The organism is Actinoalloteichus caeruleus DSM 43889 (assembly GCF_000429185.2).
In the GTDB taxonomy this organism is placed as follows: domain Bacteria; phylum Actinomycetota; class Actinomycetes; order Mycobacteriales; family Pseudonocardiaceae; genus Actinoalloteichus_B; species Actinoalloteichus_B caeruleus.
On the sequence record NZ_AUBJ02000001.1, the window covers coordinates 454,293 to 465,270 of the forward strand.

8 protein-coding genes are annotated in these 10,978 nt (G+C 72.0%); 2 read left to right on the forward strand and 6 right to left on the reverse strand.

All coding sequences use genetic code 11. The annotated features are described in order from the left end of the window. Positions 1–22: 22 nt before the first annotated feature. The gene (gene htpG / locus G443_RS01895; protein ID WP_026420695.1) at positions 23–1,936 is read right to left on the reverse strand and encodes a molecular chaperone HtpG; all 1,914 of its coding nucleotides are present in this window, start codon (positions 1,934–1,936) and stop codon (positions 23–25) included. A gap of 159 nt (positions 1,937–2,095) precedes the next feature. Beyond that, positions 2,096–3,244 carry a TetR/AcrR family transcriptional regulator gene (locus G443_RS01900; RefSeq protein WP_051314408.1) on the reverse strand — a complete coding sequence of 383 codons (1,149 nt, stop codon included), beginning with the start codon at positions 3,242–3,244 and terminating at the stop codon, positions 2,096–2,098. A 278-nt stretch (positions 3,245–3,522) separates the two neighbouring features. Here G443_RS01900 and clpX point away from each other — a divergent pair, with 278 nt between their 5' ends. Next, positions 3,523–4,839, forward strand: a complete 1,317-nt coding sequence (clpX, locus tag G443_RS01905; RefSeq protein WP_026420694.1) for an ATP-dependent Clp protease ATP-binding subunit ClpX — start codon at positions 3,523–3,525, stop codon at positions 4,837–4,839. Positions 4,840–4,878: 39 nt separating this feature from the next. Here clpX and G443_RS01910 read toward each other — a convergent pair whose 3' ends face one another. Beyond that, on the reverse strand, positions 4,879–6,597 hold the full coding sequence (locus G443_RS01910) for an IlvD/Edd family dehydratase (protein ID WP_051314406.1): 1,719 nt from the start codon (positions 6,595–6,597) through the stop codon (positions 4,879–4,881). Between the two features lie 173 nt (positions 6,598–6,770). Between G443_RS01910 and G443_RS01915 the strand changes: the two genes are divergently transcribed. Beyond that, the gene (locus tag G443_RS01915; protein WP_026420692.1) at positions 6,771–7,790 is read left to right on the forward strand and encodes a zinc-dependent alcohol dehydrogenase; all 1,020 of its coding nucleotides are present in this window, start codon (positions 6,771–6,773) and stop codon (positions 7,788–7,790) included. Between the two features lie 21 nt (positions 7,791–7,811). Here G443_RS01915 and G443_RS01920 read toward each other — a convergent pair whose 3' ends face one another. The 3 genes from G443_RS01920 to G443_RS01930 all read right to left on the reverse strand — a co-directional run bounded on the left by G443_RS01920 (position 7,812) and on the right by G443_RS01930 (position 10,674). Further along, positions 7,812–8,567, reverse strand: coding sequence for a thioesterase II family protein (locus tag G443_RS01920; RefSeq protein WP_051314404.1), 756 nt, complete (start codon positions 8,565–8,567; stop codon positions 7,812–7,814). A 2-nt stretch (positions 8,568–8,569) separates the two neighbouring features. Beyond that, positions 8,570–9,301, reverse strand: a complete 732-nt coding sequence (locus G443_RS01925; RefSeq protein WP_081715752.1) for an FMN-binding negative transcriptional regulator — start codon at positions 9,299–9,301, stop codon at positions 8,570–8,572. Positions 9,302–9,369: 68 nt separating this feature from the next. Beyond that, entirely contained in the window at positions 9,370–10,674 is a 1,305-nt protein-coding gene (locus tag G443_RS01930) for a lysine N(6)-hydroxylase/L-ornithine N(5)-oxygenase family protein (protein WP_035293191.1), read from the reverse strand. Positions 10,675–10,978: the final 304 nt, after the last annotated feature.

Here is a 10,978-nt window from a genome sequence, read left to right on the forward strand (position 1 = left end):
GTCCCGCCCCGGGCCGGCGGGGTCACAGCCCGCTGGCCAACCGGTCGGCCAGCAGGCGGGTGAAGCGCGGCGGGTCGCTCAGCTCGCCGCCCTCCGCGAGCAGCGCCATGCCGTAGAGCAACTCGGCCGTCTCGGCGATCCCCTCGTCGTCAGCCCGCTCCTCGTGCGCCTTGCGCAGCCCGCTGACCAGCGGGTGCGCCGGGTTGAGCTCCAGGATCCGCTTGGTGTGCGGAACGTCCTGGCCCATCGCCCGGTAGAGCTTCTCCAGCTCGGGCGTGACGTCGTGCTCGTCCCCGACGAGGCAGGCGGGGGAGGTGGTCAACCTCGAGGACAGCCGCACCTCCTTGAGGTTGTCCTCCATCAACGTGCCCATCCAGGACAGCAGGGCGGCGAACTCCTCCGCGCGCTGGTCGCGCTCGCTGTCGCCGCTCTCCTCGTCGTCCTCGGCCTTCAGGTCGGCCTGGCCCTTGGCGACGGACCGGAACTTCCTGCCGTCGAACTCGCCGACGGCATCCACCCACATCTCGTCGACGGCGTCGGTCAGCATCAGCACCTCCAGGCCCTTGGCCTGGAAGCCCTCCAGATGGGGGGAGTTCTCGATGACCGACCGGGTCCGACCGGTCAGGTAGTAGATCTCCTCCTGACCGTCCTTCATCCGCTCGACGTACTCGCGCAGCGAGGTGGTGGCCTCGGCGTCGTTCGTCGAATGGAAGGAGACGACGTCGAGGATCGCGTCCCGGTTCGCCGCGTCGTTGAGCAGCCCCTCCTTGACGACCGACCCGAACTCCTTCCAGAAGGTGCGGTACTTCTCGGGTTCCTCCGCCATCATGGTCTTCAGCGCGCCGAGGACGCGCTTGACCAGGCGGCGGCGCATCAACTGGATCTGGCGGTCCTGCTGGAGGATTTCCCTGGAGACGTTGAGCGAGAGGTCCTGGGCGTCGACGACGCCCTTGACGAAGCGCAGGTACTCGGGGAGCAGCGCCTCGCAGTCGCCCATGATGAAGACGCGCTTGACGTAGAGCTGGAGGCCGCGTCGTCCCTCCCGCATGAACAGGTCCATGGGGGCGCGGGAGGGCAGGAACAGCAGGGCCTGGTACTCGAAGGTCCCCTCGGCCTTGACGCTGATGGTGTCGAGGGGGTCGCTCCAGTCGTGGGTGAGGTGCTTGTAGAACTCGGAGTACTCGGCCTCGCTGACCTCGTCGCTCGACCGGGCCCACAGCGCCTTGCGCGAGTTGATGGTGGTGGGCTCGGGCTCGGCGCCCTCCTCCGCGCCGGGCGGCACGACGTCCATGCGGATGGGCCAGGTGATGAAGTCGGAGTAGCGGCGGACGATCTCCTTGACCTTCCAGTCCGCGGCGTAGTCGTGGAGCGCGTTCTCCTCGTCCACGGGCTTGAGGTGCAGCGTCATGGTCGTGCCCTGCGGCGCCTCGTCGACCGACTCCAGGGTGTAGGTGCCCTCGCCGGTGGACTCCCAGCGGGTGCCGACGGTCTCGCCGGCGCGACGACTCACGACGGTGACCCGGTCGGCGACCATGAAGCAGGAGTAGAAGCCGACTCCGAACTGGCCGATCAGTTCCTCGGAGGCGTTGGCGTCCCGCGTCTCCCGCAGTTTCCTCAGGAACTCGGCGGTGCCGGACTTCGCGATGGTGCCGAGGTTCTCCACGAGTTCGTCACGCGACATCCCGATCCCGTTGTCGCGCACGGTGAGGGTGCGTTGTTCCCCGTCGGTGGAGAGGTGGATGTGCAGGTCCTCGGTGTCGACGTCCAGGTCCTTGTCGGCGTAGGACGCGAGACGCAGCTTGTCGAGCGCGTCGGACGAGTTCGAGATCAGCTCGCGCAGGAAGATGTCCTTGCTTGAGTAGATGGAGTGCACCATCAGTTGCAGGAGCTGGCGAGTCTCGGCCTGGAACTCGAGGGTTTCCGTTTGCGTGTTCACTGGTTTCCTTTCAGGAAGGCCGCACCGCGGCCGAGGGTACGACCACCGTCGCCCCGGCACCAGGGTGCCCGGCCGGGGAGGTGTGACCGGGGCTGCCGTCGGGTGCGCGCCGGGAGCCGACGTCCTCTCGGACGGCCCGGTCGGGCGGTCTCGTCATCGTCAACCCGGGTGGCGGGACGGTCCCGGGGCGTCGTTCACGGCGGAGGTCCAGGCCGCCGCCACCGCCTGACCGGCGCCGAACCCCTCCGCGCTCGCCAGGACGCGGCCGTCCCGGACGAGGGCCGCCCGTTCCGTGGTGTCGCTGACCCCGTCGTCGCCCAGCTCGGCAGCGAGGGCGGTCGCGCCGGCGCAGATCACCCGGAGCCGGGGCCACGCGGCGCGGGGGAAGGACGAGCGGAGCAGGGTGCCCAGGCGGGTCACGGTGAGCCGGGCGAGCGGTCCCAACTCCGCCGGCTCCCCGGTGACGACGCCGACCGTGACCGGCGTGCCGGCCGGTGCCGTGCGGACGGCGGCCTCCACCGTGGCCAGCCGGTGCAGGCCCAGCACCAGCACCACACCGTCCTCAACCCGGGCCGGTTCCCCCCGGACCGCGTCCATGCCCACTGGGTACGCCCACGGGCGGTCGGTCGTGGTGGCCGGCGGGGGGTCCGAGGTCACGGTGATGCCCCGGTCGAGCCCCAGGTCGGGGAGGCGTTCGCAGGCGCGCACGATCGCGAAGGGTTCGACGTACCCCGGTGCTGTCGAGGCCAGCTGGCCCGCCCCGTGCAGGAGGGTGAGGGCGGTTTCCGCGAGGCCCACCAGATCGCGGGCCGGCGAGCCGGGAGGGTGGAGGTTCTCCAACGCCAAGCCGAGCAGGAGCGCGTCGAGTTTGGTCAACTGGGCGAAGGGAATCCGGGCGTGTTCGTCGGCCAGGATCTCCGGGAGCAGGTCCATGCTCAGCCGGGCGCCGTCGTACCGCTGGTCGGTGGCCAGCGGCAACCCGCCGACCCAGGCCCTGGCGAAGGCGCTGAGCGCCTGCCCGGCGGAGGTCGCGGTGCCGGGGCCGTGGCCGGGGTGCGTGGCGGGGGCCTCCCCCGGGGGGATCACCGCCCGTCCCGCCCGCTCCGCCTCGTGGGCCAGCACGGCGAAGTACAGGGCTCGTTTGCCGGGGAAGTTCGAGTAGATGGCGCCGCGGGTCAGGCGGGCGCGGGCGGCGATGCTGTCGATCTTGGCGTCGCGGAACCCCCGGTCGGTGAACTCCGTCCGAGCCGCGTCCAGCACGCGGGCGCGGTTGCGTTGCCGCGTCTCCGCCCTGGTGAGCCGGCCCATCATCCACCTCGCTTCCGTCGCCGCTCAAGATACCGCCACCGTGTATATGATCGGATCATCTGACTGTGGCCGCCGCCCCGTGGAGTTCGCCATGACCAGCGTGGGTCGCGCCACGCCACCCCGTCCACCCGTCCGCAGCCCCGGGGTGTGGAGACCCGTGTTCCGCCAGCCCTCCGCCCTCCGGCGGTGCGGCTCGAACCCCTGGGAACCCGTCGGGCGCCTCGGCCGGCGTCCCCCGTGTTCCCTTCCGCCAGCACCCGGTGAGGAGACGTTTTCGAGTGACACGTATCGGTGACGGCGGCGGTCCGCTGCGGTGTTCGTTCTGCGGGAAGAGAGGGGAGCAGGTCAGACGGTTGATCGCGGGCGCGGTCGGCGTGCGGATCTGCGACGAGTGCGTGGGCCTGTGTCGCGAGCTCCTGGCCGAGGAGATCAGCAGGTCCCCCGAGGAAACGCCCTCGGCGCCGCTGACCGAGTTACCCCGCCCCCGCGACATCCACGCCTTCCTCGACGAGTACGTGGTGGGGCAGGACGCGGCGAAAAGGGCACTGGCGGTGGCCGTCTACAACCACTACAAGCGGGTGCTGCGCCCGGAGGGGGAACCGGGCCGGCACTCCACCTCCCGGGAGGCCGTCGAACTCGGGAAGTCCAACGTCCTGCTGATCGGCCCAACCGGTTCCGGGAAGACCCACCTCGTCCAAACCCTCGCCCGGGTCCTGGACGTGCCCTGCGCCATCACCGACGCCACCGCCCTCACCGAGGCCGGCTACGTGGGTGAGGACGTGGAGAACATCATCCTGCGGTTGCTCCAGGCCGCCGACCACGACGTCAGCCGGGCGGAGAAGGGCATCATCTACGTCGACGAGATCGACAAGGTAGCCCGCCGGGGGGACAGCCAGAACGCGGCGAGGGACGTGTCCGGTGAAGGGGTGCAGCAGGCACTGCTCAAGCTCCTGGAGGGCACCGTCGCGAACGTGTCCCCGCAGGGGGGCCGCAAGCACCCGCAACAGGAGTACGTGCAGGTGGACACCACCAACGTGCTCTTCGTCCTCGGTGGAGCCTTCGCCGGTCTGGAGCACATCGTCGAGCAGCGGTCGGGACACCGGGGGATCGGGTTCGGCGCGGTCCTGCGCGGCGCCCAGGACCGGGAGCGCGACCGGGAGGCGGCGTTGCTCGACGTGCTGCCCGAGGACCTGGTGCGGTTCGGGCTCATCCCCGAGTTCGTCGGCCGGGTACCCGTCGTGACCACGCTGCGGCCCCTGGACCGGGCGGCGCTGGTGCGGATACTCACCGAGCCCCGCAACGCCCTGATCCCCCAGTACCAGAAGCTGTTCCGGATGGACGGTGCGGAACTGGAGTTCACCGGGGCCGCCGTCGAGGCGGTGGCCGACCAGGCCCTGCTCCGGGGGACGGGGGCCCGCGCCACCCGCGCCGTGCTGGAGGAGGTCCTGCTCACCAGCATGTACGCGGTGCCCAGCCGGGGGGACGTGGCCAAGGTCGTGGTCAACGAGGACGCCGTGCGGCACGGGGTCGATCCGGTGATCGTGCCCAGGCAGCGACCCCAGCGGCGTCGACAGCGCCGCGACCGGTCGGCCTGAGCACGGGGGCGGCCGCGCCGGTGCCGTGTGGCGGCGCGGTCAGTGGGACTCCCTGTGCACGGTCGAACCGCTCGAACCGGTGAGGAAGTCCAGGTCGGCGCCCCGGTCGGCCTGTTGCACGTGGTCGACGTACAGCCGTTCCCACCCCCGGGTGGGGCGGGCGTAGGCGTCGGTGGTGGCCGGGGGCGGTTGGCGTCGGCGCAGCTCCTCGGCGGGCACGTCCAGCCGCAGCTCGCGGCGGGGGAGGTCGAGGACCACCGGGTCCCCGGTCCGGACGAGGGACAGCGGCCCGCCCGCCGCCGCCTCCGGGGCGACGTGCAACACCACGGTGCCGTAGGCGGTGCCGCTCATCCGGCCGTCGCAGATCCGCACCATGTCCCGCACACCGCGTTCCAACAGCTTCCTCGGCAGCGGCATGTTGGCCACCTCCGGCATCCCGGGGTAGCCGCGCGGCCCGCACCCCCGCAGCACCAGCACCGAGTCGGCGTCCACCTCCAGATCGGGGTCGTCGATCCGGGCACGCAGGTCCTCGACGGACTCGAACACCACGGCGGGACCCCGATGGCGCAGCAGCTCGGGGGAGGCCGCCGCCGGTTTGATGATCGCCCCGTCCGGCGCGAGGTTCCCGCGCAGCACGGCGATCCCGGCGGACGGTCGCAGCGGGGCGGAGCGGTCCCGGACGACCTCCGGGTCCCACCGGGGGGCCTCGGCCACCAGGTCGACCAGCGGCGGGCCGGTGACCGTCAGGGCTGTCGGGTCCAGCAGGTCGCTGACCTCCCGCAACACGGCCAGCAGACCACCGGCCCGGTGCAGGTCCTCCATGAGGAACCGGCCGGCGGGTTGGAGGTCCACCAGCAGCGGGACGTCGGAACCGATGCGGTCGAAGTCGTCCAGGGTCAGCTCCACGCCCACCCTGCCGGCGATGGCCAGCAGGTGCACGACGGCGTTGGTGGAGCCGCCCACGGCCGCCAGGGCGACGATCGCGTTGTGGAACGAGGCCCGGGTGAGCAGGGTGCTGGGACGCCGGTCGAGGGCGACGAGGTCCACGGCCAGGCGCCCGCTCCGGTTGGCCTCGGCCAGTAACCTGCTGTCGGGGGCCGGTGTGCCGGCGAGACCGGGCACGACCATTCCGAGGGCCTCGGCGACCAGCGCCATCGTCGACGCGGTTCCCATCGTGTTGCAGTGCCCCCGACTGCGGATCATCGCCGACTCCGACGCGGTGAACTCCGCCGAGGAGAGGGTGCCCGCCCGCACCTCCTCGCTCAGCCGCCAGACGTCCGTGCCGCAGCCGAGGGGGCGGCCGCGGAAGGTGCCGGTCAGCATGGGGCCGCCCGGCACCACGACGGCGGGCAGGTCCACCGAGGCCGCTGCCATCAGCAGGGCCGGGATCGTCTTGTCGCAACCACCGAGCAGGACCACGCCGTCGACCGGGTTGGCGCGCAGCATCTCCTCCGCCGCCATCGCGGCCAGGTTCCGCCACAGCATCGCGGTGGGCCGCACCTGGGTCTCACCGATCGACATCACGGGCAGGTCCAGGGCTATCCCCCCGGCCTGGTGCACGCCGTCCCGCACCGCCCCGGCGACCTCGTCCAGGTGGGAGTTGCACGGAGTCAGGTCCGAGGCCGTGTTGGCGATGGCGAGGTGGGGCCGGCCGGAGAACGCGTCGGCGGGCAGGCCCCGCCGCATCCAGGCCCGGTGGATGTAGGCGTTGCGGTCCACGCCCGCGTACCACTGGTCACTACGCAGCTCACGAGTCACGGTTGGGGTCCCGTCGTCGGCTGTGCGGTCCTGCGTGCTGCCGGGGCGCCGACGCTAGCAGAGCAGGCCACGGTCCGGGAACCCGTCGCCACGCACCGTGCACCCCGGGGGCTGGCCCGGGACCGGGGCCGCCTCGTACCGTGGGTGCCGGTGCTCCCGGGGAACGGAGGCGCATGAGAGCGTTCGTGGTCGTCAGACCGGGCGCGGCCGTGGTCCGCGAGGTCGACCCGCCAGTCGCCGTGCCCGGGGAGGTGCTGGTGGACGTCTCCCGGGTCGGGGTGTGCGGGACCGACGTCGAGTTCTTCACCGGGGAGATGCAGTACCTGCGGGACGGGCACGCCCACTACCCCCTCCGGCTCGGCCACGAGTGGACGGGCACGGTGGCCGCCGTCGGCACCGGTGTCGACGAGGCATGGGTGGGACGGCGGGTGGTCGGCGACACCATGCTGGGTTGCCGCGCCTGCGACCGGTGTCGGCGCGGCCGCCGGCACGTCTGCGACCGGCGCGTCGAGGTGGGCATCCGAGGAGGCCGGGACGGAGCGCTCGCCGAACGGCTCGCGGTTCCCGCCGACTCGCTGCACGCGGTCCCGGACGCGGTGGACGACACCGCCGCCGCGCTGGTGGAACCCGGTGGGAACGCCCTGCGCGCGGTGCTGGCGGCACGTCTGGCCCCCGGGGACCGACTGCTGGTGCTGGGACCGGGGACCATCGGGCTGCTGGTCGCGATGTTCGCCCGGGCCGAGGGAGCCGAGGTCCACGTGCTGGGGCTCCCGGGCGCGGCGTTGGACTTCGCCGCCGAACTCGGTGTCGCCGAGCCCCACACCCGTGACGCGCTCCCGCCGCTGACCTTCCACGCCGTGGTCGACGCGTCGAACGACCCCGCCCTGCCGGCGCTGGCCGTGGACCTCGTCGAACCAGGGGGCCGCGTCGTCTACGTGGGCCTGGCCGGCGCGCCGAGCCTGGTCGACACCCGCGCGCTCACGCTGCGGGACGTCACGGCGGTCGGGGTGCTCAGCGCCTCCCCGGCGTTGGCCGCGACGATCGACCGCTACGCCAGCGGGAGCGTGGACCCCCGACCGTTGGTGGCGGCGACCGTCCCGCTCGGCGGGGTGGCGGGCGTGCTGGGCGGCCGACGACCACCAGGGGCGCTCGGGGGCCCCAAGATCCAGGTCGACCCCCGCCTCCCCGGCTGACCGGAGCCCCTGGCCGTGTCCTCACCGCCGGTCGAGTTCGGCCCGGATCGCGTCCCCGATCGCCGTCACCCGTTCCTCGGTCACGGTGTGCCCGCCAGGCCAGAGGCACACCCGGCACCGGACGTCGGTCCGCCGAGCCCACCCGCGCAGCCCGTCCACGGTGCACAGGGGGTCGTCCTCGCCGCCGACCGCGAGGACCGGGACTCGGAGCAGGTCGAACGAGGGACGGTAGGACACGCACAGTTCCAGGTCGGCCCGCAGGATCTCCAGGACGATCTCGCGGAGTTCCGGAGTCCTCACCACGAGGTCCGTCGAGGGGCCGGGTGGGAGCCAGGTGCGCAGCACCTCCTCATCCGGCAGCCGGGCGAGGTCCGGCCCCTCGGTCAGCGGTCCGCGTCCCTCGGCCTCGGACCACCCGGACACCACCAACAGTTCGGGTTGCCTCGTCCCGTCCCGGTGGGCGGCCGCGGCCATCTCCGCGGCGAGGAAACCGCCCATGCTGTGGCCGAACAGGACGTGCGGGCGGTCCAGCTCGTCGGCGAGCTCGGCCCGGAGCATCCTCACCAGCTCGGCCGCGTCCGAGGGCATCGGTCGGGAGAACAGGTTCTCCCGACCGGGCAGCTGAACCGGACGGACCCGCAGTCCGGGACCGAGCGCCGTCGGCCAGGAACGGTAGGTGGACGCGCCGGCACCCGCCTGCGGGAGGCAGAACACCGGCAGCGCGTCGTCGGTGTCGTCCTCGACCGACGGCAGGAAGGGGTTGCGGGGTGCTGGCACGGTCAGTGCTCCCCTCGGATGGCGTCAGCCGGCGGGGACATCCGTGCTGCGGACTGGGCGGGGCAGCCGGGAACACCGCCGGCGGCGTCGGGGGGGAAGCGCCGCATCAGCTCGGCGACGGCCCGCTGGTGTGGCGGCGCTCCCGGGGAGGTGAAGGCGGCCAACACCCCCTGCCGGGCGTGCCCGGGCTGTTCCTGGCCGAGTTTGAACATGCCCTCGACGGTGCCGACGTCCACCCGGAAGGCGCTGACACCGGGCAGCAGCTGCTCGAAGTAGTCCAACGAGCCGGTCATGTCCCAACCCGCGCCGAACCTGCGCTCGTAGAGCAGGGCGGTGGAGCGGACCACGTGGCGGGTGTCCTCCGTGCTGTCGAGCGGAGTGAGGTGACCGTGGACGTGCACGGAGGTGAAGTTCCAGGTGGGCGCGGCTGTGTCCCGCCCGTAGTGGGCGGGGGAGACGTAACTGTGGGGTCCGGTGAAGGTGAGCAGGCACGCGCCGCCACCCGCGAGGGCGTCCCGGTGCGGGTTCAGGCGGTTCAGATGCCCGAGGATCGTCAGGTCCGCCGGATCAGGGACGTCTCGCCCGGCGTCCGCGTCCGCGGCGAGCAGGACCGGGACGTGCGTGGCGAACAGGGCGCCGTCCGCGTGGGACACGAGGGTGGCCAGGGGAAAGGACCTGATCAACTCAACGAGGGGACGGGTGTCAGCCGCCCGGTACTGGTGGGGCACGAACATCGGTGGGCTCCTGGTCGGCGGACGCGGGCTGGGCGGGCCGTCCCCGAGGGACGCGGGGTCGGGCCGGGTCAACGCGACACGAGGGCGCGGGTGATCTCACCGCTGCGGACCGCGAGGTTGGACAACAGAGTCGAGGAGAGACCGTGGCTGTGTTCGGTACCGCCCTGGAGGTAGATGCCGGCCCGCACCGTCTCGGTGGTGGTGATCCGGTAGTCCCGCTCCACCCTCGGCCAGCCGTTCGCGTCCAGTTTGCACAGCGCGGCGAGCTCCCCGAGTGGACGCAGTGCGTCCCGGGGGCGGTAGCCGGTGGCGAGGACGACGACGTCGCACCTGCGGTTGGTGACCCGGCCGTCGGCCAGGGACCGCACCGCCACCGACACCTCGTCGTCCCCCTCCTCGGTCGCCACGACCCGCGACAGCCGTTCGAACAACAGCCGGGGCTCTCCGGCGACCCGTTCCTGGTAGGACCGCCGGTACAGCTCGTTGATCAGGCCCCCGTCCACCGCCGAGTAGTTGGTGCCGGCGTGGGTCCTCAGGAGGTTCTCCCGGGCGGGGAGCGCGGCTTCGAAGAACTCGTCCACACCGGCCGGGTCGAACAGCTGGTTCACGAACGGACTGTCGTCGGCCGGGGCGAAACCGTAGCGGGAACACACCGACCGCACCGTCGCCGTGGGGAAGGCATCGTGCAGGTGCGCCATCACCTCGGCGGCGCTCTGCCCTGCCCCCACCACCACGAAGCGGGGCCTGCTGGGAAGCAGTTCCCGGACCCCGTCCAGCCGGTGCAGCAGTTCGGAGCTGTGCCAGACCCGGTCGGACGGGGTGATGCCCTGGGGGAGCACCGGTTCGAGGCCGGGGGCGAGCACCACGTTGCGGGTCCGCACCCTCCGCGTCGCGCCAACGCCGCCGTGGGCGGCCACCACGTCGAAGGCGACCACGTCCGGCCCCTCGTTCACGGGGAGCACGTCCACCACCTCGTGGCCGTAGTGGACGGAGCCGGTGAAACGACCGGCCACCCATTCCAGGTAGTCGTGGTACTCCCGTCGGGACGGGAAGAAACTCTGGTGGTTGACGAAGTCGACGAGACGGTTCCTGTCGTGCAGGTAGGAAACGAAACCGAAGGAGCTCCGGGGATTGCGCAGGGTTACCAGGTCCTTGAGGAAGGACACCTGGAGCGTGGTGTCCGGCAACAGCATTCCCCGGTGCCAACCGAAAACAGGTTGACGTTCCAGGAATTGGGCTCGCAACCGCGTTTTCGGTGGTGCGGTCTCGTTGTGTTCGGCGATCGCCACGGCCAGGGCGAGGTTCGAGGGTCCGAAGCCCACTCCGACCACGTCACTGACCTGGTTCCCGTCGACCGGGACCGAGCCGTACATCGTGATTCCCTCCGTTGCTCGTCCGGTGGGTGCGAAGTCGTCGCACGGTGTGCGGGGGCAGGGGTTCCCAATTCCCCGATCCGTTCCACCGCTGGGGCGGGACCGTTTTCCGTCGTCCCGCCGGCGGGACGGGACGAGTGGTCCCGGGTCGGTTCAACGTCGAATCCAGTATCGGCGGTGAATTGGTCCCTCGGCCACGGGCGGGACCGACGATTCGCTGTGCCGGGCCCGGGTACGGTCGCACGGGCCGGGTGCGGACGCGTCCAGTGGCCCTCCGCCTCGCCGGCCCCACCCGGCGTCTCTG

What these genes read in the sequence shown, in the direction of transcription:
- G443_RS01930 (WP_035293191.1), bottom strand. Translation starts at nt 10,674, where the DNA reads ATGTACGGCTCGGTCCCGGTCGACGGGAACCAGGTCAGTGACGTGGTC.
- G443_RS01915 (WP_026420692.1), top strand. Translation starts at nt 6,771, where the DNA reads ATGAGAGCGTTCGTGGTCGTCAGACCGGGCGCGGCCGTGGTCCGCGAG.
- G443_RS01900 (WP_051314408.1), bottom strand. Translation starts at nt 3,244, where the DNA reads ATGGGCCGGCTCACCAGGGCGGAGACGCGGCAACGCAACCGCGCCCGC.
- G443_RS01925 (WP_081715752.1), bottom strand. Translation starts at nt 9,301, where the DNA reads ATGTTCGTGCCCCACCAGTACCGGGCGGCTGACACCCGTCCCCTCGTT.